The following is a 25,938-nucleotide window of genomic DNA, read 5'->3' as shown; positions in this document are numbered from 1 at the left end:
TCTACCGCGGGGCACCGCGGCTTTCTGTTGCGGCGTGCATACTGGGAACGTGACCGAAGAGAGCGGCCTCGAACGCGAAGGGATGCCACGGCGCGCCAAGTTCGCCCTGCTGTCTGCGGTCACGGTGAGCGTCATCGTCCTACTACTCCATGTGCTGGCCGTCGGCGTATCACCCTGGTTCGGTGCTTGCGCCGTGCTCCTGGCGTTCGCAAGCTTCGCGCACTACCGCGCCGCTGCATCCGGGCACGCTGCGCTCACAGCCCGACTCAGGATTCTCGAAGGACAGCAAGACGGTCCTGCGAACAGGGAGCGACCGGGGATGATCGCCGACCGGTCTGCACTACCGAGTGCGTGGACGCAGCTGTTGTGGGAGCTGGCTGCGGCGGCAGCGGCGTTGGCTGCAATGGCCATCACGTTCGCGCTGGCCGGCTGAGTATCTATTCCGAGCGGATTGCCGACCCGCAGTCGAGTCGGCAATCCGTCGGTAACACTGGGCCGTAACGCGCCGGCGGTTAAACTCGCGCGGTACGTCGACGAATCATCACGAAGCCCGCGACCAGCAGAACAAGGGCTGCTGCGATCAGGAGCAACGAGAGAGTCGTACCTGTGCGCGGGAGTCCGTCGGTCCCATCATCGTTCGAAGCATCTCGGTCGGTCTGCGCAGGGTCCGATGGATCCGTCTCCGATGGATCAGTCGTGCCCGGCTCACTCGGGTCGGGCTCAGTCGGATCCGTCCCGCCATCATCTGTCGGCAACATGACCTCGACGGGCAGCACATCGGAGACGCGGTCCCCGAACCCCTGTTCCGCATAGAGCGTGACGGAACCGTCCGCAGCCGCATACCGACGCAAACTCGCGATGTCGATTTCAAGTCGCCACACGCCGTCGTCCGAGACAGCGCCCGAGGGCGCGACAGCAGCTTCCTCGTCCGGCAGCACCCGCACATCCGCCGCAATGACGCCCTCGCCACTGACGATGACCGTCTCGTCCTCAACTACTACAGACGCGGTCAGGACGGAGAGATCGGGGCGGGCGGTCAACCACTGATCCTGCGCCGTCGGACGGTCGATGATGCGGGTCTCGCCGATGCAGCCGTTCCACCCGTTGCCCGCTGCGTCGTCGACCCAGTCGGCTCCGAGAATCCAGGGCATCCCCTCGTTGAACGACATACCGTAGGTGTCCTGCGCCGTGCGCAGCACAGGAGCGCCGTTCACGTACATCACCGTTTCTTCGGCAACGGGATCGTTGACGAGCACCACGTGACTCCACGTGCCCGGCAGTATCTCGCCCGACCAGTTCGTCTTGTCGCCTCGTGTGGCGTCTGCTCCGACCTCGGTCCATTGGAACTCGCGCAGGTTCGAGATGCCGAGCGACGCGGGAGAGGCCGTGTAGTCCCACTGCGACCAGGGCATCCCGGGGATCTCCGAGCGGTTGCCGGTTCGCACCAGGATCTTGCTCCACTGGTTCGCGTCCGCACTCCACGACTCGTCGATGTAGACCATCGTCTCGATCGTGTAGCCGTTCGACAGGTCGGCGTCGTTCACGGCTGCATCCGCCGCTGTTGTGAGATACGAGAAACGATCCGCCTCCCGATCGGAGTTCGCGAAGCAGACAGCCTGCTGCGACGGCGCGTACAGCTGACTGCCCTCGGCAACGGTGACATCCTCGACCTCGGCTGTCGATGAGCCCGAATCGGCAATCGAGACGCGATGCAGATCGCTGTCTCCTGCGAGGTCGGCGAACACCGCGCCTTCTTCAACGACACCGGACTCACCTCCGAGCTGCCAGTGCGCCAGCGTGCCGGGAGCACGTACATAGTCTTCGGAGTTCCCAGCCTCGGCCAGCGGGCTCTCGGGCACACCGGGGAAGCCCCCGGTGATGATCTCGAGCGCTCGCGTTGAGAGGTCGGAATGGCTCGGCGCAACAGTTGCGAAGTCGTCGAATCGGGACTCGAAATCGATTTCGATTGAGTACTGCTCGTTGGCGCCCGTGAGAACGGGGACGTCGTAGCTCGTCAGCCGGTCGTGCGACTTCGACACGACCCACGGCGACACCGTATTCACGTTGATACGATCGTTCGTGAGGTCGAACTCCAGCAGGCCGAGATACCCGTTGCCACCTTCGTACGCCATCTGGTGGTCCATGAGCACCTGTGTGACGGTGCTGCCGGCCGCGTTTTCACGCGTGATGTGCGTCGAGCCGTGGAAGTGGCCGTTCAACGTCAGGAAGATCTGATCGTTCTGGTCGATGAGCCCGTTCCACAGCCGTTCGCCGTTGTCACTCGTAACGCCGGTGACGCCATCGTTCTGCACACCGATGATGTCGTGCGACAGCACGATGGTCGGGATGCCGGGATTCGAATCGAGCACGTCGTTCGCCCAGTCGATGGTCGCGTCAGACACCCGCCAGCTGAGCGACAGCACCAGATACTCCTGGCCTTCAGCTTCGAAGATGTGGAATCGGTTGAGCCCCGTAGGATCCGCCCCTCGGAACGTGGCGTCGGCAGCGGAGCGCTCGGCGGGGAAGGTCGCGAGGTATGGCTCGTCTTCCAGGTCGTAGTCGGTGTCGACGACGGAGTTGCTGGAGTTCCGTACATCGTGATTGCCGGGGACGACCGCGTAGGGAACGCCGGCATCTTCAAGTGTGGTCATGGCTTCGTCAGCCACTCTCCAACCGTCTTCCTGGCCGACGACGTCCACGACATCGCCGACGTGGGTGGCGAACGGGATGTTCAGCGCTTCGGCGTGCTCCGCGAGCCATTCGGTCTGCACCGCGAACGGGTTCGTGCCGTAGTCCGGCTCGAAGTTCGACCCCGCGTAGCGCGAGTAGAACTGCGTGTCCGGCAGCACCGCCAGGGTGAACGCAGAACGGGCATCCTGCTCCTGCGCTGTTGCTTCGTCGATCGTCGGCATTGCGATGACTGCAGCACTTCCGACGACTGCCGCCGCGAGCATCGCGGCGATTCTGGATCTGGGCAAAGGGGGCCTCCTCGAGTACGGAGGCAACCCTATGAGTGCATGATGACGCGCTGCCCTCTCGGATGTGAACGACAGGAGAACGACGGTTGACCGACCGTCTGCTCTTCAGCGACATCACAGGGGGCGCGCGTAGGCTCGTGCAGCACCGGTCATCACCGTCGAAACGGGAGGCAACTCACATGAGCACTTCATTCGGACTACTCGCGCTCCTCCTCCTGGGACTCGGAGCCTTCGTGATTGTGGGTGGCGTAGCCACACTGATCATCGTGTTGATCGTTCGCTCGAACAGGAAGCCGGATCTGCCCCCGGCAGGCTATGCCCAGCCGCAGCACCCCCAGCAGAATCGGCACGATGCCCCGTAGTACGGCCCCCGGTCGCTGATAACCGCAACTGAACGGCGGAAGCTTCCGCCGCCCTAGCAGTACCCCTAGATCAGATCGTGGATCTGGATGATCGCGTCGCGCGCAGCCCCGACGCCGATCGCCGAGATCCGCGAACCGGAGTGCTCCTCCAAGAAGCGCACGTACGCTTGCGCATTAGCGGGTAGATCCGAGAACTCGCGGGCTCCAGTAATATCCTCACTCCACCCCGGCAACTCCTCGTATATGGGCTTCGCGTGGTGATAGTCGCTCTGCGACAACGGCATCTCATCGAAGCGCTCGCCGTCGACGTCGTAGGCGACGCAGACGGGGATGCGCTCGATGCCGGTCAGGACGTCCAGCTTCGTGAGCACGATATCGGTGAGCCCGTTGACTCGGCTCGCATATCTGGTGATGACGGTGTCGTTCCAGCCGGTGCGACGCGGCCTGCCGGTTGTCGTTCCGAACTCGAATCCGTTGGAGCGCAGCAGATCACCCCACTCGTCGTGCAGCTCCGTGGGGAACGGGCCGGATCCGACTCGCGTCGTGTACGCCTTGACGATGCCTACGACCCTGTCGATCTTCGAGGGAGCGATGCCTGCGCCGGCCGCGGCTCCCGCCGACGTCGTCGTCGAAGAGGTCACGAACGGATACGTACCGTAGTCGATGTCGAGCATCATGGCCTGCCCGGCCTCGAACACGACGTTCTTGCCCGCTTCGAGCGCGTTGTGCAGTTCGAGCGAAGTGTCGCCGACCATCGGCCGGAGCCGCTCGACGTACTGCTGCAGGTCGTCGAAGATCTCGTCGCACGTGATGGCGCGGCGGTTGTACACCTTCGTCAGCATGTGATTTTTGGTTTCGAGCGCACCCTCGATCTTCTGGCGCAAAATCGACTCGTCGAAGAGATCCTGCACGCGGATGCCGAGCCGGTTCACCTTGTCGGCGTACGCGGGCCCGATACCGCGGCCGGTCGTGCCGATCGATCGCTTGCCGAGGAAGCGTTCCGTCACCTTGTCGAGGATGCGGTGATAGTTCGTGATGATGTGCGCGTTCGAGGAGATGCGGAGCTTCGAAGTGTCGACGCCGCGCGACTGCAGAGCCGTCAGCTCGTCGAAGAGGACCTCAAGGTCGACGACCACGCCGTTGCCGATAACCGGGGTGACGCCGGGCGTCAGAATGCCGGACGGCAGTAAGTGCAGTGCGTACTTCTTATCGCCGATCACGACCGTGTGACCGGCGTTGTTTCCGCCGTTGAACTTCACGACGTAATCGGTACGGCTCGCCAGCAGATCGGTAGCCTTGCCTTTTCCCTCGTCGCCCCACTGGACGCCAACTATCGCAATTCCGGGCATGCTCATCCCTTTCGGTGTAGGCCAAACTCCATTCTAGGGGCGAGCACTGACGTACGTCAGGAAGCCCCTTCGATCGCTGCGACGGCTTCGGCAAGACTGAGCCGATCGGCGAACAGCATGCGCTCGAAGCCCACCATGATCGTCGACCCGAAGATCGCAGCAGCGTTCGCGGGCCCCGCCGGCCGGTCATCTTTCTCGAGCGCTTCCGCGAACATCGAGAAGAAGAGCGAACGGTATTCGGCCAGCGACTCTCGCCAGGGCCGGTCGAGCCGGAACAGTTCCGCTGCGACCACTTTGCTGGAGGCGGGATGCTCTTGCAGGCCCCGCAGGAAGGCCTCCGCAACAGAGCGCACGGCATCGCCCGCCACCGCGGTATCGAGCGACTCCCGCAAACGCTGCCCCGCGCGCTGCAGCGTCTCGCCCAACAGCTCCGCGTAGAGCCCCTCTTTGGAGCCGAAGTTGTAGTAGACACTGCCCTTCGCAACGCCCGCAGCTGCGGCGATGTCATCGACCGCCGTTGCCGAGATGCCGCGTTCGGCCGCCATCTGCGCAGCAGCCGACAGGATCTTCTCTCGCGTCTCGCCCCGCTTCGCCATGGGACCTCCGAAAACTATTTGTACTGACCAGTCAGTTTAGTTTAGCCTAGAGGAGCACAATACTTGCAAGATCATCGGGAGCAGCCATGCGAATCGAACTCAGCGAAGTCTCGAAGGGCGAAAGCCTGCCCTCCATCAGCGCGGCATTCTCCTCCGGCACCGCCACGAGAGTCGCCGTGGAGACGGAGCAGCGCCCGACCCTGCTCGGCCTCATCGCAACGGGCCGCATGCTGCCCGACAGCGGCAGTGTGACCATCGACGGAGCATCCGACCGGCGCCTCCTCCGCAATGCCGTGGCACTCGTCGACGCGCCCGGCGTGAGCGACCCCGACCCCGACGTCACGCTCGGCGGTCTCATCAGCGAGGAACTCATGTTCGCCGGCGGCAACAGCACTCACGTCGCCGCGCGCATGTGGGCACGCAACATGCATGTGCGAGAAGACACGAACACGCCTCTGGCCGCCCTGGCGCCGGAGGAGCGCGTGCGGGTACTCCTGGAGCTTGCGGCAATGCGCGAGCAGCGCCGGGGGAAGAAAGTCTCCGGCCTCGTGCTCGTCAGCCCCGATCGCCACGGAGGCGACCCCGAGAAGTGGTGGCGCATCGCGAAACTCATGGCCAGACGGGGCCTCGCGATCCTCGTGATCACCGGACGCGCCGCCGACAGACTGCTGCACGAACTCGATGCATCTGTGTCGAAAAACTTGCAAGGTGTGCACGACACAACGCAAGTTTCTCGCCACAAGGATGCGGGAGGGGCGTCTGTTGAGCCCCAAGTCGACGAGGGCGTGCGCAACACCGAATCGCAAGCAGCTACGGAGACAGAGCAGTGAAAATTCCGCAGATGATCCTGGCCGAACTGCGCCGGTTGACCGCGACACCCATGGCACGCATCGCGCTGATCGCGCTGTGCACCGTGCCACTGCTCTACGGTGGCGTCTATCTCTGGGCGAACCAGGACCCGTACGAGCGACTCGATCAAGTACCGGTCGCCCTCGTCGTGCTCGACGAAGGCGCCGAATCCGACGGCGAGCGCCAAAATCTCGGCCAGGATGTCGCCGACGAAGTGGTCGACGACGGCAGCTTCGACTGGCACGTCGTCAACGAACACCAGGCGCAGGCCGGCGTCGAAGACGGCACGTACGACTTCTCCCTCACCTTCCCGGCAAGTTTCAGCGACGACCTTCTGTCGGCCGCGACGGAGAACCCTCGACCCGCATCCCTCGTGCTCACGACGAACGACGCGAACAGCTACCTGGCCACGACGATCGGCGAACAGGCCGTGCAGCGCATCCAAGAGCAGGTGCGCGAACAGGTCGGCCAGGAGGCAGCGGTTCGGCTTCTCACGTCGATTCAGCAGATCCGTGACGGGATGGTCACTGCGGCCGACGGCGCCGCGCAACTGGAAGACGGCATCGGTGCAGCCAGTGACGGTATCGGCGAGCTCGAAGACGGTGCGGCAACGCTGACCGAAGGCGCCGGGACGCTTGCCTCGGGAGCCGGGGAACTCAGCGACGGGCTCGGCGAGATGCGCGCGAGCACGGCATCCCTGCCCGGACAGACGCGCGAGCTTGCCGACGGCGCCGAGCGGGTCGCTGACGGCAACCGGCAACTCGCCGACGCGGGCGGTCACGCCGCCGAGATTTCGCAGACCGTCGCCAACGGTGTCGGATCCACGCGCGACGAAATCGTGGAGCGCCTGCGCGAGCAGGGCCTCACCGAGCAGCAGATCGCCGAGGTCATGGTGCCCCTCGACGAGCTGGGAGGGCTCGTGCACGACGGCAACGACCGCGTGCAGGGGCTGAACTCGCAGCTGCAGCAGCTCTCCGACGGTTCGCGTCAGGTTGCGAACGGGGCGGATGCCCTGGCGTCCGGCACCGACCAGCTCGCGCAGGCCATCGTGCGCGCCGATGAGGGTTCGTCCGCGCTCGCCGACGGCAGCACGGAACTCCACGAGGGAGCCGGGGAACTGCAGAACGGTGCCTCGCAGCTGAGCGACGGGATGACCGAGCTGCAAAACGGTGCGCAAGAGCTGCGATCGGGCCTGGACGACGGCGTCGAACAGATACCCGAGTCGAGCGATGAACTCATCCGTGAACAGGCCGCGGCGATCGCCGATCCGGTCGAGGTCGACAGCGAAGCGGTAACACGAGCGGGAACCTACGGTGCCGGACTAGCGCCGTTCTTCGTCGCACTCGCCGCATGGATCGGCATCTACGCACTACTGCTGATCATCAAGCCGGTCTCTCGACGCGCGGTCACAGCATTGCACCAGCCCGTTCGGGTCGGGCTCGCGGCCTGGTTGACGCCCGCACTGTTCGGCCTGCTGCAGATGACTGCACTGTTCGGCGTGATCGCAGCGTGGCTGCAGTTCGACATCGCGCATCCGCTGCCGACCTACGGGATCATGGTGCTGGCCTCCGCGACATTCGCCGCGATTATCGTCGCGCTGAACGTCTGGCTGGGCAGCGTCGGCCAGTTCATGGGGCTCGTGCTGCTCGTGCTGCAACTGATCACGGCGGGAGGAACCTTCCCGTGGCAAACGCTGCCGGAACCGCTGGGGACCCTGCATCACCTGCTGCCGATGTCGTACGCCGTGGATGCGATGAGGCAGGTGATGTACGGCGGCAATATCGAGTCGGCCACAACCGGTGCGCTCGTACTGCTGGGCTTCTTGGTCGCGGCACTCGCGTTGACTGCCGTGGGGGTAGCGCGCATGATGAACCATCGCACTCTGCGCGACCTCAGGCCGAGCCTCATCGGCTAGCGGTCGGGCTTGCAGCGAAGGCCGCCGGCGTTGTTCCGGTGACCTGCCTGAAGTCTCTCGCGAAGTGCGCCTGGTCGAACCAACCGAGCGCGGCGGCGAGGTCTGCCATCGAGTCGCTCCAGCCTCGCTCAAGAAGCGCGGCGGCCCGGAACACCCTCGCGCGCATCCGTATGCGTTTCGGCGTGACTCCGACGAGCCTGCTGAACTGCCGCTGCATCGTCCGCTGGCTGCAACCGATACGAGCCGCTATCGATTCCATGGATTCGAGCGGATGCGCCTCGAGCGTCGCGAGCATCGCTCGCAGTTGCCGGAACTCTGCGGTATCGCTCGGCCCGCGCTGCAGCAGCCAATCATCCAGCACACCGGCCGCATCGGATGCATTGCTCGGCACAGTCAACAGCGCTTCTGCACCTGAGAACAGCGGCTCGGCCGGGTGCGTAACATCGGCTTCGAGCCGAAAACGATCGTCGGCGAACTCGAAGCATGCGCCGGGGCGGAAGCGAATCCCGACGACGGATCCACTGCCGAAGAGGCGCACATCCATACGCTCTTCGGCACCCGGGCCCGTAAACCAGACTCCTTCTGAGGCCGCGCCACGTCGACTGAACGTGCCGCGCTCTACCGTGAGGTTGGTCGCTGGATCATCGAGCGTGGCCGTCCTGTGCTCCTCCCCTTCTTCGAAGCTCCACTCGACCGACCAGTACCGTTCGACCCAGAGGCGAAGATCTTCCGCGGGTTCGGCGAATCGATATCGAGTTCGCGTGAGCAGCTCTTCCGGGCGCAGCACGTGGCCGAGCATGTGCGACGGTGTCGCATTCGTACTATTCGGCGCCTTCGGCATGCAGCAAGAATCGCACACATGAATGCACAACCCGCCACACTTGCGATGGTCACCCTCGATGCCGCTGACGTGGCCCCCGTCGCGGACTTCTGGTCGAAAGCGCTCGGCTGGCCGATTCTCGCCGCGACCGAGGAGTACGCGATGCTGCAGGGGCCGACGCACGCACTCGGTATCAGTCGAACACCCGATTATCAGCCTCCCCGGTGGCCCGATGACGGGCACAAACAATTCCACTTCGACCTGAGCGCTGACAACATAGAAGCCACGGCCGACCACCTCGTCGAACTCGGAGCCACACGGCCGGCAGACCAGCCCGGCGACACTTGGGTCGTCCTGCTCGACCCTGCCGGGCATCCCTTCTGCCTGACCGATGCGAAAGCGTGGGGCTGAGGATGGAGAGCGTCGACTACTTCCGGACGTTCGTCACCGTGGCCCCGGATTCGGAGGCATCGGCAACGCAGCCCCGGCTGCGGGCCGGCAGGGCCACGATCGCCTCGGCGACCTGGGAGCTCCTCCACGAGCACGAGTACGAACTGACCTCCGGTGACGTGATCTTCACCGTTTGGGCTGATCGCCAGGGCATTCCGGAGAACGAGCGCGATACCGCCAGGCGCGAGTATTTCGCGAAAGGCAGACCTTGCCTGCGGGCGAGCGACCTCGGCAAGAAGTTCGGTTGGGGGATTCATGCGGATGAGGACGGTAAGCTCGCGCTCTACCCTGTCGACTCGGAGGAGTATGCGATGCTCGCGGGCGGTACGGCACCCGACGGAACCGACGTGAAAGTGCTCCGGGCGATGCGATCGAAACGGTAGCCGCGCATCACGACGCCCAGAACTCGACCGCGACATCCCAGGCGAGCTTCACGACCAGGATTCCCATCACGACCAGGAACACCCTGCGGACGAACGCGTTGCCGTTCTTGACCGCCATGCGCGCCCCGACGAGCCCGCCGATGATGTTCGCTGCGGCCATCGCGAGCCCCAGCACGAGCAGTACCTCGCCGTGCACGCCGTACACGACGATCGCTGCCAGGTTCGTGGTGAGGTTGGCGACCTTCGCGTTGACGCTCGCCTGCAGGAAGCCGTAGCCGAGCAGCGCCACGATGAAGATCACGAAGAACGAGCCGGTGCCCGGCCCGAGTATGCCGTCGTAGAACCCCACGACGAGACCGATCAGCGCCGATCGCCACGCCACCGAGAACGCGCTCTCGTGTTTGGGCTCGTGATGCAGCCCGAGCTTCGGCTTGCAAAGCGTGTAGATGCCAACGCCGATAACCGCGACCAGAACGATCGGGGCAAGCACTTCTCGCGGCAGAAATCTGGAGATCGCGGCTCCTCCCGTCGACCCGCCGTAGGCGCCGGCGATCAGCGGAACTAGCATGATCGCGTGCACCCGGATCCGGCGCAGATACACCCAGCTCGCCGAAAGCGTGCCCGCAAACGATGAGAGTTTATTGGTGCCGAGCACGAAGGGCGTCGCGATCTCCTTCGGCAGTCCGATGACGAGCGCCGGCAGCTGCACGAGCCCCCCGCCACCGACGACGGCGTCGATCCAGCCCGCGAGCGCCGCCGCCAAGACCAGCATCACGAGAGCGGCGACGCTGAGGGGCAGCCAGTCGGCGATCACGGGTCCGTCGAACACTTGAACATCATGATGTAATGGGTTTATGCATCTCAACCCTTATGGGGCGGAACCGGTGAAACTCGCGACTCGGCTCGCGAACCTCGCACCGTGCAGCGCGGAGGAGATCGCCGCGATCTGCAACGAGGAGGGGCTGATCGTCGACCGACCCGTTGTCGAGGCAGACTACGAAGAGATCGCCCGATTTCTCGAGCTCTGGTGCGCGATCGCGGATGCGGATGCCTCCCATCCGGAAGGAGAGGAGACCAGGGCGGCGCTCACCAACGCGCTGCTCTCGGAATACTCCGGGCATCCCAGGCTGTCGAGTCACGACGGCTGGCACCTGCACTACCGCGATGACGACGTGACGTTCGCGCGTATGGTGCAGACGGTCATCATCGTCGGCACGGCACTCCACCTGACATCGCGGGGCATGGACAGGCTCGGACGGTGCGCAAGCGTCTCATGTACGAACGTCTTCGCCGACACGACGCGCAACGGGCGGCAGCGATTCTGCTCGACGCGCTGCAACAACCGGGATGCGCAGCGGCGGTTTCGCGAGGAGCACCGGAAGTAGCGGCGACTCCGATCCTCGAAGTCACGGATCGGCTGTCATGAAATGTTGATCGTACGGTCGATCGTCACGAAAAGTTGACCGTACGGTCCGCCTCTGCCCTTCGGATCAACATTTCGTGACACGGACACCGATAATCCAATACACGTTGCGGATCACCGGTTACACACTAGGGGCGTGCACGCGCACCCACTCGTGCATCACGATCGATGCAGCCGCTGCCGCGTTGAGCGACCTCGTCGAGCCGAACTGCCGGATCACCACCGCCGAGTCTGCTGCCGCGACAGCTTCGGCACTGAGACCTGGCCCCTCTTGTCCGAACAGCAGGATGCAGGACGCCGGCAGCGGCCGCGACTCCACGGGCACGGCATCCGGCAGCGTGTCCACGGCCACGACCGGTAACGCGCGCTCGGATGCCCAGCCCACGAACTCAGCGACGGTTTCGTGGTGGAAGATGTGCAGGTAGCGGTCGGTGACCATGGCGCCGCGACGGTTCCAGCGCTTGCGACCCACCACGTGCACACCGGCAGCGTTGAACGCGTTCGCGGTGCGGACGATCGACCCGATATTGATGTCGTGCTGCCAGTTCTCGATCGCGACGTGGAAGCCGTGGCGACGGGTATCGAGGTCGGCCTTGATCGCCTCGAGTGACCAGTAGCGAAAGTGATCGGCGACATTGCGGCGGTCACCGTGCTCGAGGAGCTCGGGGTCGAAGTGGTCGCCCTCCGGCCACGGGCCCTCCCAGGGGCCGACTCCCACCTCGTGCTGCGGTTCCTGCTCGTTCACTCCCCTACGGTATCCGACCGGCAGCGAGGGAAGCATTCGCGGCGCAGTCGAGAACACCGCGGGTCGGATCTCCCGATCCTGCTTCCGTCTCCGACAGGACTCGCGTAAAATTTCTTAGACAGAGGAGACATATCGGGAGCGAGGGGTGAGCGACATGCAGGAGGCTGAGAGGACACTCAGCAGAGAAGAAGCCCAGGAAGCTCTCGACGAAGTGCAGCGCGTTCGCAAGACCAACGAGCAGCGGTTGCGCAAACCCGGTCGCTACTGGATCATGGTCGGTGGCTTTCTCGGCGTCCTCGCACTCATTCCGTTATCCCGTGACTACCTCACCGAGCCGTGGACTTATCTGGCACCACCGGCGCTCCTGATCGTGATCGCGGCCGCATGCATGTGGGGGCAACCCGTCGCCGGACGCCAGTACCGGATGACCAGACCGATGGCAGTGCAACTGGTCAGGTTCCTGCTCATCCTCTGCGTGCTCACGAGTGTCGGACCAGGCCTATACGGGGCCTTCGAACACTGGTGGATTCCCGTGCTCTTCGCGTTCGCCATGTTCGGCACGAGTGCCGTGCTGGGTTCCCGAATGGATCGAGACTGGGCGAAGGTGGTCAGCCGTGGCAACTGACGGATTCGACCCCGTGATCCACCCGCCGCCGGTACTGCGCATCTGCGCCTTCCTCGAACCCGTGAGGGAGGAGGACTTCGTTGCGCTACGCGACCTTCTGGGCACGAGCGACTCCACGCTCAACCACCAGCTTGAGACTCTGGCAGCGGCACATTACATAGATCAGTGGCGTTTCAAGCGGATGGGGCGCAACACTGTGCGTATCGCTCTCAGCGCGTCGGGACGACGAGCCTTCAGAGCACATCTCGCGGCCCTCGAGCGACTGGTCGAGGCTACTCCCGAGCAGCGCTCCCGAAACGCATGAGCGCATCCCCCGCCAGACGCATCGTGTCCCAGTCGTCCATCGCGACCGCTCCGAGCGAGCGATAGAACTCGATCGACGGCGTGTTCCACTTGAGCACACTCCACTCGACGCGCTTGTATCCGCGCGTGTTCGCGATATGCGCCAGATGCAGCAGCAGCTGTTTGCCGAGGCCCGTGCCCCGTGCTTCCTGCCGCACGTAGAGGTCCTCGAGGTAGATGCCGTGCTCGCCCTCCCAGGTCGAGTAGTTCAAGAACCAGAGGGCGAACCCGTCGATCCGGCGACCGCCGCCCTCCGGCGCTGTCGCGACGTCGGCGTAGATGGCGGGATATGCACCGAACAATTGCTCGTAGAGACGCTCGGGGGTCAGCTTCACGGCGTCGGGCTCGCGCTCGTACACCGCAAGCTCGACGATGAGCTCGACGATCTCGGTGACGTCCTCGGGAACTGCTTCGCGAATCCGGTTCATGGGGCAACGATAGTCGCGCTACTGCTGCGCCGCGAGAGCACGCAGAGCGTCGCCGTCGACCTGATAGCTCTCCCACTCGCTCATCGCCCTCGCGCCCTGTGCGAGGTAGAAGCGGATGCCCGGCTCGTTCGTCTTCGCCACCATCCATTCGATGCGCAGGTAGCCGTCGCTGACGGCGATGCGAGCGAGATTGCTGAGCAACGCCTTGCCCGCACCCGTGCCGCGCGATTCGGGGCGAACGTAGAGGTCTTCCATGTGGATCATCCGGCCGCCCTCCCATGTCGAGTAGGCCGGGAACCAGAGCGAGAAACCGTTGAGACGGAAATCGCTGTCCGCAGGAGCTTCGACGACGTGCACGGAGAAGTGCGGGCGTTCAGAGAACAGATTCTGCCGCAACCGTTCCGGGGTGTTCTTGACGCTGTCGGCTTCGTCGTGGTGATCCGCGAGCGCGAGAATCATGTCCATGAGCTCGGGAACGTCAGCTTCAACTGCTTGCCTAATCACTGGTGCTGTCACGAAACCAGAGTAGCCAACGCGCTCGACGCTCCCGCCCGAAGCGTTCGCTCAGTACGCTGGAGGCATGCGTACACGTGACGATATCGAGTGCTGGCTCACCGACATGGACGGCGTGCTCGTCCATGAGAACCACGCACTGCCCGGCGCCTCCGAGCTGATTCAACAGTGGCTCGCCAATGGCACCGAGTTCCTGGTGCTGACCAACAACTCCATCTACACTCCGCGCGATCTCGCGGCCAGATTGCGCGCATCCGGCCTGGATGTTCCGGAAGAGCGTATCTGGACGAGCGCGAACGCGACGGCCGAGTTCCTGCGGCAGCAGAAGCCCGACGGCACGGCATTCGTCATAGGGGAGGCAGGCACGATCACGGCGCTGCACGAAGCCGGCTTCACCATGACCGATCACGACCCCGATTTCGTCGTCGTCGGTGAGACGCGCACCTATTCGTTCGAGGCGATAACGCAAGCGATCCGCCTGATCGCGGCCGGCGCCCGCTTCATCTCCACCAACCCCGATGCGACGGGGCCGAGCCGAGACGGCATCATGCCCGCGACCGGCGCCATCAACGCACTGATCACCAAGGCGACAGGGCGCGAGCCGTACATCGTCGGCAAACCGAATCCGATGATGTTCCGATCGGCGCTGAATCAGATCGGTGCGCATTCCGAAGTCACCGGCATGATCGGCGATCGCATGGACACCGATATCGTCGCCGGTATGGAAGCCGGCCTGCATACCGTGCTCGTCATGACCGGCATCTCATCGCGTAGCTCGATCGTCCAGTATCCGTTCCGGCCGAACGAGATCCTCGAGGGAGTGCACGAGCTCGTGAACGGCGACGTCGGCTGACGGAACGACGGCGCTCCTGCTGGCGCCCACAGCCGCGCGCAGGTCTTAGTTCAGCGGAAGAGCTTATGCTCGCGTCACGAGAACGCTCCGCAGGGCAGTGGTATTCGCGCTGGCCGCAGCTGCGCTGGTCGAGACGGGATACCGGCGCTTCTCGCAGGCCGGGCAGAGCGCTGTGACCGTTCGCAGCTTTCCATCAGCGTGAAGGCAGCGAACGTCGAGCGAGAGGGCCTACCGTGGCAGACATGGAGCCTGAACCTCGCGCTGCTCGACGCCGCGGCCCCCTGCGCTTCGCGGCCGTCGCATTGGCCATCGCGCTGACCCTGGCAGGGTGCCAGCTGCAGCCTTCTTCGACTCCTCCTCCAGCCGACACGCAATCTCCCGCGCCTTCGGAAGGAACGGACGGCAACGTCGACTATGACGTCGGGGAAGTCGTGGAGATCTGGACGCAGGCGTCATCGCGCGGCGAAGGGTACAGCGAAGCCGTCCGCGACCTCATGCGCGCGCATCCGACTGCCATGGTGTTCACGAACATTCAGGCATGGGAAGTGTGGGTGGATGCGCTGCCCGAGCCGCTCATCGAACACGGTCGAGCCATCCAGCCCGACTTCGCAGACGAAGCGCTGCTCATCGGCAGCTACGACGACTGCATGATGGTTCCGAGCGTCGACCACGTCGGAGACGGGCAACTGCGATTCACGGCGACGCAGGCGCAGCACGTCGATTGCGAATGGGCTCCGAGCACCGTCGTCATCATGTCGATTCCGTTGTCAGCGCTGGGTGTGGATGCCGACGACGTCGGGCTCGTATAGGGTCCGGCAATCATGAGGCGAGCGCGATCGGCGTGCCACGCTCTCACGCTTGCCATTGCGCTGGCCGCGTGCGGCGAGACAGCGGTGCCGGACGATGCCGAGCCGAGCAACGTCGAAATCGGTCATCCCTTCGATGTCTGACCGTGGTGTTCACACGAGGAGAAGGTGTCGGTGAGGCGGTCAATGCCTTTGCAGATTCGAATGCGAACCCGTCGCTGTGCACCGGCAACGACTGAATGCTGTGACTCGATGATCTCCCGGACTCGCTGCGAGATCCCGGCAATCGAATAGAGGTCGACTACGACCCGGATATCGTGTGCGAGATCACGCCGACATCGCTCGCGCTCCTGACGGTATCACTCGCCGATGTGGGCGTTACCGCCGACGGGCTGACGCTACGAGGGGCCCAGGGTTAGGTGTTCGTCAGTAGACGGAACACGTGCAGCGCGAATGCCCCTCCCGCTCCTGCCGCGACCGCTGCGGCGCCGGGCAGGACGACGGAATCGATGCCGCGCATCCGCACTTCGCCGGCATCCAGTCCGTCGAGTCGGGTCCAGCCCGCGAGCGCTTGCTCCCGCTGCGGCAGGATGAGCGCGACGAGCACGACGGCGACGACCATCAAAGCCAGCGACACTAAGACCGGCGGCAACGGTACGGTCCCGCTGCCGGCGACGGCATCCAGGAAGATGACGACGCCGAGGCCGCCGACTGTCCCGGGAGCCGCCCACCATGCGGCGGGAGGCCCGAACCCGCGAGCGATCGTGATGCTCCACAGCACCGCTCCCGCTACTGCTGCGACACCTGTCGCGGCTCCCCCGAAGTTCGCGACCCTGCAGATCTCGGCGTCGTAGGTTGCGCAGACCCCGTGATCGACGGAGAAGAACCCGGCGATCGACACGACGGCGAGCGTGACCCCGCCTCCCAGGAACACCCAGCTCACGAGCAGCCCCAGCCATCCCGTGCCGACACTGCCGCGGACGTGCGTGCGCGGCTTCCGGAACAGCATGTGCGAGAGACGAAGCATGGTTACTCCATCGTGCCAGCGATCCCGGCTACGGGTGCACGAGCCAGGCGATGACGAGCATGACCGGTATCGACGCGAGCGTCGTCACGAAGATCACATCGCGCGCGATGATCTCCCCGGTGTTGTAGCGCAACGCGTACTGGTACATGTTCTGCGCCGTCGGCAGCGCGGCCATGACCGTGACCGCGTAGACGTGCACGGGTTCGAGCCCGAAGACGAAGGTGGCGAGCACCCAGGCGATAGCCGGCATCACGATGGCTTTCAGCGCGGATGCGGCGAGCACTTCGCGCCGGCCCGTGCCGCGCTCGAGCGGGCGAGTGCCGCGCAGCGAAACACCGAAGGCCAGCAGCATGAGTGGAATCGCGGCACCGCCCAGAATCTCGAGGGGAGCCTCTACGAATTCGGGCAGCTGCAGTCCGGTCGCGGCGACGACGACACCGAGTGCAGAAGCGATCACGATCGGATTTCTCACCGGCTGCAACAGGATGCGCGCGATGGATTTCCGGCCCGGCTGCAGCAGGTCGAGGGCGCCGAGCACGATCGGGGCCATCACGACCAGTTGCAGAATCAGCATCGGCCCCACGTACTGCGCATCGCCGATGACGTAGATCGCGACCGGCAGGCCGATGTTGTTGATGTTCGCGTACACGGAGGCGCTCGTACCGATCACGAGCCGGCCGGGGTCCTTCGTGAACAGCAGGCGTGCGATAGCCCAATAGAGGACGGCGGCGATAGCAATTGTCGCTGCGGATGCGAGCAGCACGCCGGAGAACACGACGTGCAGGTCGGCGCGCGAAAGCACGAGGAACAGCAGCGCGGGGCTCGCGGCGAAGAACGCCACCCTGTTCAGGACGAGCCGTCCCTCCTGGCTGACGATGCCGAGTGCGCTGAGCAGCCACCCGATGAAGATGACGAACGCGATGATGCCGAAGCCGGTGAATACTCCAGCCACGGGTTACTGCGGCTTCAGGCCGAGGTCGTCAAGAGTGATCGCAGCCCTGTACGGCACGCCCTCGGCCTCGATGACGTCTTTCGCCCCCGTTGCGCGATCGACGATGACCGCGACGGCGAGCACCTCTGCGCCTTCGCGTCGCAGCGCCTGCACCGCTTGGAGCGGGCTGCCGCCGGTCGTCGATGTGTCCTCGACGACAACGACCCGCTTGCCGGCAATGTCGGGCCCTTCGACCTGCTTGCCGCGGCCGTGGTCCTTCGGCTCTTTGCGCACGACGAAGGCGTCAACGCTCTTGCCACGATGGATACTCCTGTGCAGTATCGAGTTCGCGAGCGGGTCCGCGCCGAGGGTGAGCCCTCCGGCCGCGTCGAACTCGAGGTCGTCGACGAGGTCGAGCAGCACATCGCCGATCAGCGGCGCTGCCCTGCTGTCGAGCGATAGCTTGCGCAGGTCGATGTAATAGCTCGCCTTCCGCCCCGACGAGAGCGTGAAGTCGCCGTGGAACACGGCTTCGTCCTTGATGAGCTGGATGAGTTCGTCGCGCACGGTCACATGCACAGCGTACTCCGGTAATGTCGCGTAAGCATGCTGACAGATCTGTCGGCCCGATCTGTGCGACACCCGCGGATCTACCGTTGCGAGGAGGCACTATGGCAGACGAGACGACGTCCATCGAGACCGAGCGGACGAGCGAAGAGCCGAAGGTGGTGCCGGACGAGCTGTCCGTAACGCAGCACACGCTCGAAACCGTCGACGGCGCTATCGAGTACACGGCCAAGGCCGGGCTCGTGACGCTCTACGAAGACAAGGTGGAGGACGGCGTCTTCCGTGGCCGCACGGCAACTGCGAGAGTCGGCGTGACCGCCTACACGCTCGACGGAGCCGATCCGCTGACCCGGCCGGTCACGTTCGCATTCAACGGCGGGCCCGGCTCGGCAAGCGTGTGGCTGCACATGGGCATCTTCGGCCCTCGTCGCGTCGTCATGGGCGATGCGGGCGACCTGCACGCCCCTCCATATACCATCGCCGACAACGCGGAATCACTGCTAGCGGTCAGCGACCTCGTGTTCATCGACCCCGTCTCCACCGGCCATTCGCGGGTTGTCGACGGCGGCAAGCCGAAAGATTTCCACGACTTCAAGGCCGACATCGAGTCGGTCGGCGAGATCATCCGCCAGTGGGTCACGGTCGAGGGTCGTTGGCTCTCGCCGAAGTTCCTGGCGGGCGAATCGTACGGCACGCTGCGCTCCGCGGCGCTCGCCCAGCACCTGCAGGGCTCCGGCATGTATCTCAACGGGCTCATGCTCATCTCGACGGTGCTGAACTACGGTCTGCACGACTTCTCGCACGGTAACGACAACGCCTATCCCCGCTACCTCTCGTTCTACGCAGCGACCGCTCACTTCCACGGCAAGCATCCCGGTCGCTCCCTCGAGGAGGTCATCGCCGAAGCCGACGAATACGCGGCACGCGACTACCCGTACGTGCTCGCACGCGGATCACGGCTGGCGCATGCGGAGCGCGCATCCGCCGTCACGAAACTCGCCGGCATCATGGGGCTCTCGGAAGACTACGTCGACCGCGCGGACCTGCGCGTCGAGCACTGGCGCTTCTTCGGTGAGCTGCTGCGCGATCAGGGGCTCACGGTCGGCCGCCTCGACTCGCGGTTCACGGGGCCCGCTGCGAGCGGCATCGCAGAGCACATGGATGCCGACCCCTCCATGGATGCGTTCCTCGGGCCGTACGCCGCCGCCTACCAGCACTACCTGCGCACCGAACTGAGCGTTGAGAACCCGAGCCCCTTCCACGTCTTCGGGCCCGGAGTCATACAGGAGTGGAGCTACGAGGAGTTCAAGGACAAGTACGCGACCGTGACCGACCGGCTTGCCCGTTCGATGCGGCAGAACCAGCACCTACTCGTGCACGTCGCCTTCGGCTACTACGACGGGGCCACGCCACCGGCGCGCGCTGAGGACGACCTCGCACATCTGCCCATCCCGGCTCACCTGCACGACAACATCGAACGCCGCTACTACGAGGCCGGGCACATGATGTACGTCCACGAGGCGAGCCGACTGCAGCAGGCAGCAGATCTCAAGGCGTTCGTCCTGCGCGCGACGGGACGGAGTTAACGGGCCTCCCGCCGCCTCCGTCTCCGGCTCCTCGCCCACAAACCGGCCGCGCGACATCCGCCGTGCCGAATGTATGGATTGTGCCGAATGCATGGCCGTTGTCCATACATTCGGGCCCGGCTGCCGATTTTCCATACTCTCGGCACACCTCGCTGCGCCGCGCCTCGCTCCATCCCCTTGCGCACAACTACTGCATGACATACAGTAACTACTACACGACATGAAGTAATAACTGCATGACGTGCAGTACCAGGGGAGGAGACCGCAGTGCTCAGCAGTGATCTTGTTCGCAGCACCATCGACCTGGTCATCCTCAGCGTGCTTACCGAGGGCCCTTCGTACGGCTACGCGATCGCGAAGCGCGTCGACGAGATCTCCGACGGCGAGTACGTCACGAAAGAGACCACGCTCTACGCAGCGATCAGACGACTCGAGCAGCGCGGCCTTCTCGATTCGTTCGCAGGAACCGAATCGGGCGGCCGCGCACGCACCTACTACCGCCTCACGCCGGAAGGCGAAACCCAATTGCAGACAAGAACCTCCGAGTGGCGAGCCGCTCACAGCATCGTCACCCGATTCCTCGAACGGGAGGGAAACACTCCATGAATACCGCAGTCGAAACCTACATCAACGGGCTCTTCACCAATCTGCCGAAGACGGGCGAGCTCGAACGCGCCCGCCACGAACTGCTGCAGATGAGCGAAGACAAGTACGAGGAACTCATCGCTGCCGGAGTCAGCCCCCACGAGGCGACGGGCCGCGTAATAACCGAGTTCGGCGATCTCGACGAGCTTGCCGACGACCTGGGCATTCGCGCTGCGCTCGACAGCGCCGGGGATGCCGACACCCTTCCCGAAGTCGGCCGTGAGGAAGCTGAGCGCAGCCTCCGCGAAACTCGCATCCAGAGCCTTCTCATCGGCAGTGGCGTCGGCATGATTATGCTCGCAATGGCCGGGTTCGCCTGGATAAACCCGGGTGAGGACGCAGCGCTCCCAACAGCTCTGATGTTCACGGTGATCGCGATCGCGGTCGTCATGTTCATCATCAGCGCATTCGTAACGCCAACGGCCTCGAAGTTCTCGAATAGAGAGATCGCGCTGGACCAGCGCACTCGGGCCGAATACGAGTCACGCTCGGAGCGGTCTACCTGGAAGTACGCAATAGGGATCGCCGTCGGCGTCGGCGTGATCATACTCGGGCTCGTCCCCACCGTGATTCTGCGTCAACTCGATACATTTCAATCATCGGGGGCGGCATTCCTCGCGATGGCCGCCATCGGAGTTACTACGCTCATCGTCAATGGCGTTAACCGCAGCGGGCTCACGGCACTGATAAACGCTGGACCACCGGACCCACGTGACGAGATAGAGGAGCAAGTCGACAATCGGATCGGACTCATTGCGGGTGTGTACTGGACGCTTGCGGTCACGATCTACCTTGCCTGGAGCTTCATCTGGAGCGCCTGGCACATCTCATGGATCCTGTTCCCCATCGCTGGCGTGGGCTTCGCAGTGGTTGCCACAACGACGTATGCCGTCACGTACTGGAAGAAGACAGGCAGTTCGCGCTAACCCTGGGCACTGCTATTCGTCGCGGGTTGCCAGCCCGCGCGAGCACCCGGTATGGAACCGAGCGCCATCCCCCCTACGCCGCGCAGCCGCTGCACACCGAACGATGCCGTCTGGTACGCCACTTCGGGCGGGTAGCCACTGCGCTCCAATCCGGCTCGAATCAAGTGAGCGATCTCCTCAGCACGTTGCGAACCGAAGATCACGTATCCCTCACCTGGAGCGAACGGACGAGCATACGTGCCGATAGTCGTTCCGCGGTCGGGTCCGACGAACGTAACGGCAAGGTCGGCACCTCCGCTGAAGTGCCATCTCGAGGAAAGGCTCCGATACGGCAGGCTGCGCACCGAGTCGATATCGTCGAACACCCTGATGGAGGCAGGATGAACCTCCGAGAACCACACGTGACGCACTGGACTACCCGGAAACCGCCTTCCAACGACAATGCCGTATGCGTACACGTCCAGAAACGCGGACGTGCTCCACAGCACAACGATCCCGGCACAGATGAAGAGCGCGATCCCAGCAGCGGCCGCCGTCACCCACCACCACGACCCGGTCTCTTCACGCACGAGTCCTGTTACGCCTGCAGCGACCGCGATGATGGGCCCAATCGAAAGCTGCCAGAGCACATGCCACACCGATACCGTTGTGCGATACCGCTGGATCAGCGGACCGAACTGCGTGGCATCGTACATGTTCACAGATTGGGCTCGAAGCCTTAACGGGTGCTGGTAGCTAGTTCGAAGACGTGCGGCCGGCCCACGCCATGAACTTGGTGGTCGGGCTGGCCGCGGAAAGCGTCGGCTGTTCCGGCCCGAACATCCCCGGCCTCCGAATCAGCTCCTCCGGCGCGTGCTTCTTGAATGCCTCGAGCCACGTGAGCGTTCGGCTGTCGAACTCGAGCGGCTCCGCAAGATCGGCAGCAACGAGCCCGGCACGGAGGTCCCAGGCGTGCACTGTCGCATCGAAGGTCGGCAGCACGAACCGGTCGGTGAGCTCCTGACGCTCGCCGACAACCGTGCGGATGCCCGCAGCGACTGCCCGCCAGGCTTCCGGGGCCGCGTCGTCGGGGATGTCGAGCATCCCGAGCATCCGCCCCGGCTCCTCGTCGCGCAGCAGGGACAGCGTGATCTCCCGCTGCACGTGCACGACGTGACGGATGACCTGCCCTATCGTCCAATCCGAGCAGCCGGATTGCAGCGCGAGGTGCTCCTCAGCACGGTCGACTTCGGCACTGAACAGTTCGAGCGTAGAGAACAGACGAGCGGTATCCACGCGTTCGATTCTGTCACGAGACGCCTGGAAGAATACGCTGGTGGCATGCGCATTGCCTCCTGGAACGTCAACTCGATCCGCACCCGCGTCTCCCGCGTCGTCGACTGGATGGAACGTGCAGACGTGGATGTGCTCTGCATGCAGGAGATCAAGTGCAAGCCCGAGCAGTTCCCCTACGAGCGGTTCGAGGCGGCCGGGTACGAGGTGCAGGCGCACGGACTGAACCAGTGGAACGGCGTCGCCATCGCATCCCGTCTGCCGATGACGGATGTGCGACTGCAGTTGCCGGAACAGCCCGGATACGCGAACACGGGCGATCCCGTCGTCGAAGCGCGCGCGATGTCTGCCGATATCGAGGGGGTGCGGCTCTGGAGCCTCTACGTACCGAACGGCCGCGACCTCGATCACCCGCACCTGCAGTACAAGATCGACTGGCTGCGCGTTCTGCGCGCCGAGGCTGAGAAGACCGCTGGTGATCTCGTCGCCTACCTGGGTGATTTCAATATCGCCCCTCTCGACGGGGACGTCTGGGACATGGCCGCGTTCGAGGGCTCCACACACGTTTCGCAACCGGAGAGAGACGCGTTCAACGCGCTCCTCGCCACGGGCCTCCACGATGTCGTGCGCGACTACGCGGAGGGCTATACCTACTGGGACTACAAGGCCGGACGCTGGCCGAAGAACGAGGGCATGCGCATCGACTTCGTGCTCACGACCGAGTCGCTCACCGACCTCGTGACGGATGCGAGCATCCACCGAGACGAGCGTGCCGGCGACGCCCCGAGCGACCACGTTCCCGTCGTCGTCGACCTCGACCTCGAGACGGGACTCGACGACGATCGGCCCATGATCTTCTGAACGACCCGAAGCACTGCGACGCGCGGCCGCCGAGACGGAACGCGACCTGCGACTGCCGTCCGGTCGATAACGGGAATATGCGCCGAGTGGCTCCGGCTCAGCGCATGCACGAAAGACTGAAGAATTGCGCTTGGTGCACCAAAGACTGACGAACGGTCAGTCTTTGGTGTTTTCCGAGTTTTCCGGCACCACGAGAGGGTCCGGGATAATGGTGGAGTGAGCCGGCGGTGCATCTGTCGAGAGTCCCGGTGACGTCTGCGTCGCCGGCTCACCCTGGTTGACACCCCTTGGCTGTCACCAAGGTAAGGCTAACCTAACTCGATGGATTTTGCACCATCCCGTCGGGCATTTCCTTCCCCCGCAACTCTTTTGCGACTCACGAGCCGCCGATCCGTGAGCGCAGGAAACTCGCAACTCTACTCCCCGACCGCGCAACCCTTTTGCGCAGACTCCCGCCTACGCTGAAGGAACACGCAAAAGACCCGGTAGAGAAGGAGCATCCGATGTCGATGGAGACCACGCTGACAGCACCGGCTGAGCTCGCAGTCCACCCCGCTTGGCAGCGCATCAAGCAGGCCGCCTCGGACCTGCAGCCACTGCAGAATGCCAAGGGCGCCATCGAGGATGCCGGTGAACATGAGCGCGCAGAAGCGCTCATGCGCGACATCGCCTCCGGCATTCGCGAGATGGCTCCGCTCTTCCCGCACAATGCCGACTACATGGAGCAGAACGCCAAGGACTTCGAGCGCTGGATCGAGAATGGCGTCGGAACAGAACCCGACTTCCTCGACTCGCTCGTGCTGTTCCAGCCGCAGCAGCACCGTATCGACGGGCTGACGCACCTGGTCGTCTTCCCGATGCTGACGCAGAACGGGTCACGCGAGCGCAAGGTCGAAGCAGTGCTCGCGGAGGTCATCTGGCCGGAGTTCATCGCCGAGCTCGAGGACGGCGACTACGGCAACAAGCTCTTCGTACCGCTGCGCTTCATCGACTTCACGGCCGGCTACGACACGAACTCGGCAGTGCTCTTCCCTGAGACCGTGGCGATTCGCGAGATTCCACAGTTCACGTGGGGCGCGATCTTCCAGGACCGCGAGGCCGCCCGCTACCGCCGCGTCGTGGATGCCGCGCTCGATGTCACGAAACTCGAACTGCCGGAGCTCGCGCAGGAGATGCTCGAGAGCCAGAGCCTCACGGAAGAAACGTTCGTGATGTGGGATCTCATTCACGACCGCACCCACATGCGCGGTGACCTGCCGTTCGACCCGTTCATGATCAAGCAGCGCATGCCGTTCTTCCTCTACTCGCTCGAGGAGCTGCGCTGCGACCTGACCGCCTTCCGCGAGTCGGTGCGCATCCAGCGTCGCCTCGAACAGCAGAAGACCCGCGACGAGGCCGACGAGAAGATGCTGAAGATGGCGAAGGCGACGCAGTACGCGATCATCTTCGATCGCATCTTCCGCTTCCCGATCACGGGCGGCCGCGTCAAGAACTACGACGGGCTGGGAGGCCAGCTCCTGTTCGCGTGGATGCATCAGAAGCGCGTTCTCCACTGGACGAACAATGCGCTCTCGTTCGACTGGGAGGAAGTGCCCGACGTCGTGAACCAGCTGGGCGAAGAGATCGAGCACCTCTACTGGGCGTCGATCGACCGCCCGAAGAAGTCGCACTGGCTGGCAGCGTACGAACTCGTTTCCAGCGTGCTCGAACCGAATCCGGCATCCAAGTGGAAGACGCGCGAACTCCCGCTCGACGGCACGCCGCGCGAGATGACCGATCTCGTGCACCAGGATGAGTTCCCACTCTCGATGTTCTACGAAGCGTTCGAGAAGAAGATGCGCGACGTCATCGCGTCGACGAAGGGCATTACGGGCAAGTCCAGCGCCTGACCCCCCTGTCCTAGACGGAACCGGCACGCTCAGCATCGGCTAGGCGTGCCGTTTCCGTCTTTCGGCGCTTTGTTCGCCGCTCAAGGCGGAGCATCCGACCGGCAGGGAGGAGCGTCCGATCAGCGGCGCTAGGCCACGCTAGAAGGTTTCCCACCGGTACTGGAAGGAAAATACGGGTGTGGACGGCGTCCATACCCGTAAAAACCTTCCGGCGACAATCGCGCGCGAACTCTCGACACGGGGGAAATTGGGCTATACCATTTGAGGAGACGTCTCCTCACCTCCAACGACGGGAGTGCCATGAGCACCTTCGAAGAAATCGTCACACTGATCACCGACAACCTGTTCAGTCAGGTCGCGATCCTGATCGGGCTCATCGCGCTGTTCGGCCTGCTGCTGCAGCGCAAACCCATCGAGCAGGTCGTCGCGGGAACGCTGCGCGCCACGATCGGCGTCGTCATCCTGAACATCGGCGTCGAGATCTTCGTTGGCGGGCTCGTCGCCTTCCAGGCGATCGTCTCGAGTGCGCTCGGTCTCGAACCGCCGGCCGCGGCATCCTCGCTGACCGACTTCAATGCGGGCCCGGGCACGGTCGTGCCGCTCATCATCGCTGGTGGTTTCGTCGTCCACCTGATTCTCGTGCGCATCTTCCCCGCCGCGAGGTATGTGTACCTGACCGGTCACCTGATGTACTGGATGAGCGTCGTCATCGCCGCAACGCTCGTCGAGTCCTTCGGTGACGTCAACCGCTGGGTGCTCGCCGGCGTCGGTTCGCTCCTGATCGGCTGCTACTGGGT

Annotated in this window: 31 protein-coding genes; 18 read left to right on the top strand and 13 right to left on the bottom strand. The window is 64.2% G+C overall.

Annotated features, from left to right (window positions below; translation table 11 throughout):
- Positions 1 to 49: 49 nt before the first annotated feature.
- Positions 50 to 433, top strand: a complete 384-nt coding sequence (locus Q0O95_RS04020; protein ID WP_293695546.1) for a hypothetical protein — start codon at positions 50 to 52, stop codon at positions 431 to 433.
- A 79-nt stretch (positions 434 to 512) separates the two neighbouring features.
- Here the strand turns inward: Q0O95_RS04020 and Q0O95_RS04015 are convergent, their stop codons facing one another.
- Positions 513 to 2,978, bottom strand: a complete 2,466-nt coding sequence (locus Q0O95_RS04015; protein ID WP_293695544.1) for a metallophosphoesterase — start codon at positions 2,976 to 2,978, stop codon at positions 513 to 515.
- A gap of 179 nt (positions 2,979 to 3,157) precedes the next feature.
- Here Q0O95_RS04015 and Q0O95_RS04010 point away from each other — a divergent pair, with 179 nt between their 5' ends.
- Positions 3,158 to 3,340, top strand: coding sequence for a hypothetical protein (locus tag Q0O95_RS04010; protein ID WP_293695541.1), 183 nt, complete (start codon positions 3,158 to 3,160; stop codon positions 3,338 to 3,340).
- 65 nt (positions 3,341 to 3,405) lie between these two features.
- Here the strand turns inward: Q0O95_RS04010 and Q0O95_RS04005 are convergent, their stop codons facing one another.
- Both Q0O95_RS04005 and Q0O95_RS04000 read right to left on the bottom strand, forming a co-directional pair.
- Positions 3,406 to 4,689, bottom strand: coding sequence for an adenylosuccinate synthase (locus Q0O95_RS04005; protein ID WP_293695603.1), 1,284 nt, complete (start codon positions 4,687 to 4,689; stop codon positions 3,406 to 3,408).
- Positions 4,690 to 4,745: 56 nt separating this feature from the next.
- Positions 4,746 to 5,285: a TetR family transcriptional regulator gene (locus tag Q0O95_RS04000; RefSeq protein ID WP_293695539.1), complete on the bottom strand. Its 540-nt coding sequence runs from the start codon at positions 5,283 to 5,285 to the stop codon at positions 4,746 to 4,748.
- An 86-nt stretch (positions 5,286 to 5,371) separates the two neighbouring features.
- Between Q0O95_RS04000 and Q0O95_RS03995 the strand changes: the two genes are divergently transcribed.
- Both Q0O95_RS03995 and Q0O95_RS03990 read left to right on the top strand, forming a co-directional pair.
- On the top strand, positions 5,372 to 6,115 hold the full coding sequence (locus tag Q0O95_RS03995) for a hypothetical protein (protein WP_293695537.1): 744 nt from the start codon (positions 5,372 to 5,374) through the stop codon (positions 6,113 to 6,115).
- A complete protein-coding gene (locus tag Q0O95_RS03990) occupies positions 6,112 to 8,049 on the top strand; it encodes a YhgE/Pip domain-containing protein (protein ID WP_293695535.1) in 1,938 nt (645 codons plus the stop codon). The genes Q0O95_RS03995 and Q0O95_RS03990 overlap by 4 nt, the downstream gene beginning before the upstream one ends.
- Here the strand turns inward: Q0O95_RS03990 and Q0O95_RS03985 are convergent.
- Entirely contained in the window at positions 8,039 to 8,890 is an 852-nt protein-coding gene (locus tag Q0O95_RS03985; RefSeq protein WP_293695533.1) for a helix-turn-helix transcriptional regulator, read from the bottom strand. The genes Q0O95_RS03990 and Q0O95_RS03985 overlap by 11 nt on opposite strands.
- 18 nt (positions 8,891 to 8,908) lie before the next feature.
- Here Q0O95_RS03985 and Q0O95_RS03980 point away from each other — a divergent pair, with 18 nt between their 5' ends.
- Complete coding sequence (locus tag Q0O95_RS03980; protein WP_293695530.1) at positions 8,909 to 9,280, top strand: VOC family protein; 372 nt, start codon at positions 8,909 to 8,911, stop codon at positions 9,278 to 9,280.
- Between the two features lie 2 nt (positions 9,281 to 9,282).
- On the top strand, positions 9,283 to 9,702 hold the full coding sequence (locus Q0O95_RS03975; RefSeq protein WP_293695527.1) for a DUF6157 family protein: 420 nt from the start codon (positions 9,283 to 9,285) through the stop codon (positions 9,700 to 9,702).
- Between the two features lie 7 nt (positions 9,703 to 9,709).
- Here Q0O95_RS03975 and Q0O95_RS03970 read toward each other — a convergent pair whose 3' ends face one another.
- Positions 9,710 to 10,531 (bottom strand): TSUP family transporter, encoded by an 822-nt coding sequence (locus Q0O95_RS03970; RefSeq protein ID WP_293695524.1) that lies wholly within the window; start codon positions 10,529 to 10,531, stop codon positions 9,710 to 9,712.
- 55 nt (positions 10,532 to 10,586) lie between these two features.
- Between Q0O95_RS03970 and Q0O95_RS03965 the strand changes: the two genes are divergently transcribed.
- Positions 10,587 to 11,087: a CGNR zinc finger domain-containing protein gene (locus Q0O95_RS03965; RefSeq protein ID WP_293695521.1), complete on the top strand. Its 501-nt coding sequence runs from the start codon at positions 10,587 to 10,589 to the stop codon at positions 11,085 to 11,087.
- A gap of 159 nt (positions 11,088 to 11,246) precedes the next feature.
- Here the strand turns inward: Q0O95_RS03965 and Q0O95_RS03960 are convergent, their stop codons facing one another.
- A complete protein-coding gene (locus Q0O95_RS03960) occupies positions 11,247 to 11,870 on the bottom strand; it encodes a TrmH family RNA methyltransferase (RefSeq protein ID WP_293695520.1) in 624 nt (207 codons plus the stop codon).
- 145 nt (positions 11,871 to 12,015) lie between these two features.
- Between Q0O95_RS03960 and Q0O95_RS03955 the strand changes: the two genes are divergently transcribed.
- Positions 12,016 to 12,495, top strand: coding sequence for a hypothetical protein (locus tag Q0O95_RS03955; protein ID WP_293695519.1), 480 nt, complete (start codon positions 12,016 to 12,018; stop codon positions 12,493 to 12,495).
- Positions 12,485 to 12,799 carry a transcriptional regulator gene (locus tag Q0O95_RS03950; protein WP_293695517.1) on the top strand — a complete coding sequence of 105 codons (315 nt, stop codon included), beginning with the start codon at positions 12,485 to 12,487 and terminating at the stop codon, positions 12,797 to 12,799. Before Q0O95_RS03955 ends, Q0O95_RS03950 begins: the two co-directional genes overlap by 11 nt.
- Here Q0O95_RS03950 and Q0O95_RS03945 read toward each other — a convergent pair.
- Complete coding sequence (locus Q0O95_RS03945; protein ID WP_293695515.1) at positions 12,768 to 13,265, bottom strand: GNAT family N-acetyltransferase; 498 nt, start codon at positions 13,263 to 13,265, stop codon at positions 12,768 to 12,770. The two genes, Q0O95_RS03950 and Q0O95_RS03945, sit on opposite strands and share 32 nt — an antisense overlap.
- 18 nt (positions 13,266 to 13,283) lie before the next feature.
- Entirely contained in the window at positions 13,284 to 13,781 is a 498-nt protein-coding gene (locus Q0O95_RS03940) for a GNAT family N-acetyltransferase (protein WP_293695513.1), read from the bottom strand.
- A 64-nt stretch (positions 13,782 to 13,845) separates the two neighbouring features.
- Here Q0O95_RS03940 and Q0O95_RS03935 point away from each other — a divergent pair, with 64 nt between their 5' ends.
- The 3 genes from Q0O95_RS03935 (at position 13,846) to Q0O95_RS03925 (ending at position 15,581) form a co-directional block, all read left to right on the top strand.
- Complete coding sequence (locus Q0O95_RS03935) at positions 13,846 to 14,631, top strand: HAD-IIA family hydrolase (protein ID WP_293695511.1); 786 nt, start codon at positions 13,846 to 13,848, stop codon at positions 14,629 to 14,631.
- A gap of 242 nt (positions 14,632 to 14,873) precedes the next feature.
- Positions 14,874 to 15,440: a hypothetical protein gene (locus Q0O95_RS03930; protein ID WP_293695508.1), complete on the top strand. Its 567-nt coding sequence runs from the start codon at positions 14,874 to 14,876 to the stop codon at positions 15,438 to 15,440.
- Between the two features lie 12 nt (positions 15,441 to 15,452).
- Positions 15,453 to 15,581, top strand: coding sequence for a hypothetical protein (locus tag Q0O95_RS03925; RefSeq protein WP_293695506.1), 129 nt, complete (start codon positions 15,453 to 15,455; stop codon positions 15,579 to 15,581).
- A gap of 271 nt (positions 15,582 to 15,852) precedes the next feature.
- On the opposite strand, the gene Q0O95_RS03920 is transcribed toward Q0O95_RS03925, so the two are convergent.
- From Q0O95_RS03920 to pyrE, 3 genes are read right to left on the bottom strand one after another with little or no spacing between them, the layout of a single operon-like run.
- Positions 15,853 to 16,464, bottom strand: a complete 612-nt coding sequence (locus tag Q0O95_RS03920) for a hypothetical protein (RefSeq protein WP_293695504.1) — start codon at positions 16,462 to 16,464, stop codon at positions 15,853 to 15,855.
- A gap of 28 nt (positions 16,465 to 16,492) precedes the next feature.
- A complete protein-coding gene (locus tag Q0O95_RS03915) occupies positions 16,493 to 17,416 on the bottom strand; it encodes an AEC family transporter (RefSeq protein ID WP_293695501.1) in 924 nt (307 codons plus the stop codon).
- Positions 17,417 to 17,419: 3 nt separating this feature from the next.
- Entirely contained in the window at positions 17,420 to 17,968 is a 549-nt protein-coding gene (gene pyrE / locus Q0O95_RS03910) for an orotate phosphoribosyltransferase (RefSeq protein WP_293695499.1), read from the bottom strand.
- 98 nt (positions 17,969 to 18,066) lie between these two features.
- Here pyrE and Q0O95_RS03905 point away from each other — a divergent pair, with 98 nt between their 5' ends.
- The 3 genes from Q0O95_RS03905 to Q0O95_RS03895 all read left to right on the top strand — a co-directional run bounded on the left by Q0O95_RS03905 (position 18,067) and on the right by Q0O95_RS03895 (position 21,119).
- Positions 18,067 to 19,548: a peptidase S10 gene (locus Q0O95_RS03905; RefSeq protein ID WP_293695496.1), complete on the top strand. Its 1,482-nt coding sequence runs from the start codon at positions 18,067 to 18,069 to the stop codon at positions 19,546 to 19,548.
- A gap of 267 nt (positions 19,549 to 19,815) precedes the next feature.
- Positions 19,816 to 20,154, top strand: coding sequence for a helix-turn-helix transcriptional regulator (locus tag Q0O95_RS03900; RefSeq protein ID WP_293695493.1), 339 nt, complete (start codon positions 19,816 to 19,818; stop codon positions 20,152 to 20,154).
- A complete protein-coding gene (locus Q0O95_RS03895; RefSeq protein ID WP_293695490.1) occupies positions 20,151 to 21,119 on the top strand; it encodes a permease prefix domain 1-containing protein in 969 nt (322 codons plus the stop codon). Before Q0O95_RS03900 ends, Q0O95_RS03895 begins: the two co-directional genes overlap by 4 nt.
- On the opposite strand, the gene Q0O95_RS03890 is transcribed toward Q0O95_RS03895, so the two are convergent.
- Together Q0O95_RS03890 and Q0O95_RS03885 are read right to left on the bottom strand one after the other, a co-directional pair.
- On the bottom strand, positions 21,116 to 21,814 hold the full coding sequence (locus tag Q0O95_RS03890; RefSeq protein ID WP_293695488.1) for a hypothetical protein: 699 nt from the start codon (positions 21,812 to 21,814) through the stop codon (positions 21,116 to 21,118). The two genes, Q0O95_RS03895 and Q0O95_RS03890, sit on opposite strands and share 4 nt — an antisense overlap.
- Positions 21,815 to 21,854: 40 nt before the next feature.
- Positions 21,855 to 22,394 (bottom strand): hypothetical protein, encoded by a 540-nt coding sequence (locus Q0O95_RS03885; RefSeq protein WP_293695486.1) that lies wholly within the window; start codon positions 22,392 to 22,394, stop codon positions 21,855 to 21,857.
- A gap of 45 nt (positions 22,395 to 22,439) precedes the next feature.
- Here Q0O95_RS03885 and Q0O95_RS03880 point away from each other — a divergent pair, with 45 nt between their 5' ends.
- The 3 genes from Q0O95_RS03880 to Q0O95_RS03870 all read left to right on the top strand — a co-directional run.
- Positions 22,440 to 23,252, top strand: coding sequence for an exodeoxyribonuclease III (locus tag Q0O95_RS03880; protein WP_293695483.1), 813 nt, complete (start codon positions 22,440 to 22,442; stop codon positions 23,250 to 23,252).
- 509 nt (positions 23,253 to 23,761) lie between these two features.
- Complete coding sequence (locus Q0O95_RS03875; protein WP_293695600.1) at positions 23,762 to 25,141, top strand: DUF6421 family protein; 1,380 nt, start codon at positions 23,762 to 23,764, stop codon at positions 25,139 to 25,141.
- Positions 25,142 to 25,441: 300 nt separating this feature from the next.
- Positions 25,442 to 25,938: PTS transporter subunit IIC (locus Q0O95_RS03870; RefSeq protein ID WP_293695480.1), on the top strand; the 497-nt coding region annotated here is incomplete at its 3' end.

It is taken from the genome of uncultured Agrococcus sp. (genome assembly GCF_945915485.1).
Lineage (GTDB): Bacteria > Actinomycetota > Actinomycetes > Actinomycetales > Microbacteriaceae > Agrococcus.
Note: the sequence above shows the minus strand (reverse complement) of the source record. Positions and strands in the feature narration are given on the sequence as shown.

What these genes read in the sequence shown, in the direction of transcription:
- Q0O95_RS03935 (WP_293695511.1), top strand. Translation starts at nt 13,846, where the DNA reads ATGCGTACACGTGACGATATCGAGTGCTGGCTCACCGACATGGACGGC.
- Q0O95_RS03980 (WP_293695530.1), top strand. Translation starts at nt 8,909, where the DNA reads ATGAATGCACAACCCGCCACACTTGCGATGGTCACCCTCGATGCCGCT.
- Q0O95_RS03890 (WP_293695488.1), bottom strand. Translation starts at nt 21,814, where the DNA reads ATGTACGATGCCACGCAGTTCGGTCCGCTGATCCAGCGGTATCGCACA.
- Q0O95_RS04010 (WP_293695541.1), top strand. Translation starts at nt 3,158, where the DNA reads ATGAGCACTTCATTCGGACTACTCGCGCTCCTCCTCCTGGGACTCGGA.
- Q0O95_RS04005 (WP_293695603.1), bottom strand. Translation starts at nt 4,689, where the DNA reads ATGCCCGGAATTGCGATAGTTGGCGTCCAGTGGGGCGACGAGGGAAAA.
- Q0O95_RS03895 (WP_293695490.1), top strand. Translation starts at nt 20,151, where the DNA reads ATGAATACCGCAGTCGAAACCTACATCAACGGGCTCTTCACCAATCTG.
- Q0O95_RS03930 (WP_293695508.1), top strand. Translation starts at nt 14,874, where the DNA reads ATGGAGCCTGAACCTCGCGCTGCTCGACGCCGCGGCCCCCTGCGCTTC.
- Q0O95_RS03875 (WP_293695600.1), top strand. Translation starts at nt 23,762, where the DNA reads ATGGAGACCACGCTGACAGCACCGGCTGAGCTCGCAGTCCACCCCGCT.
- Q0O95_RS03995 (WP_293695537.1), top strand. Translation starts at nt 5,372, where the DNA reads ATGCGAATCGAACTCAGCGAAGTCTCGAAGGGCGAAAGCCTGCCCTCC.
- Q0O95_RS03975 (WP_293695527.1), top strand. Translation starts at nt 9,283, where the DNA reads ATGGAGAGCGTCGACTACTTCCGGACGTTCGTCACCGTGGCCCCGGAT.
- Q0O95_RS03880 (WP_293695483.1), top strand. Translation starts at nt 22,440, where the DNA reads ATGCGCATTGCCTCCTGGAACGTCAACTCGATCCGCACCCGCGTCTCC.
- Q0O95_RS03905 (WP_293695496.1), top strand. Translation starts at nt 18,067, where the DNA reads ATGGCAGACGAGACGACGTCCATCGAGACCGAGCGGACGAGCGAAGAG.
- Q0O95_RS03920 (WP_293695504.1), bottom strand. Translation starts at nt 16,464, where the DNA reads ATGCTTCGTCTCTCGCACATGCTGTTCCGGAAGCCGCGCACGCACGTC.
- Q0O95_RS04000 (WP_293695539.1), bottom strand. Translation starts at nt 5,285, where the DNA reads ATGGCGAAGCGGGGCGAGACGCGAGAGAAGATCCTGTCGGCTGCTGCG.
- Q0O95_RS03985 (WP_293695533.1), bottom strand. Translation starts at nt 8,890, where the DNA reads ATGCCGAAGGCGCCGAATAGTACGAATGCGACACCGTCGCACATGCTC.
- Q0O95_RS03925 (WP_293695506.1), top strand. Translation starts at nt 15,453, where the DNA reads ATGAGGCGAGCGCGATCGGCGTGCCACGCTCTCACGCTTGCCATTGCG.
- Q0O95_RS03945 (WP_293695515.1), bottom strand. Translation starts at nt 13,265, where the DNA reads ATGAACCGGATTCGCGAAGCAGTTCCCGAGGACGTCACCGAGATCGTC.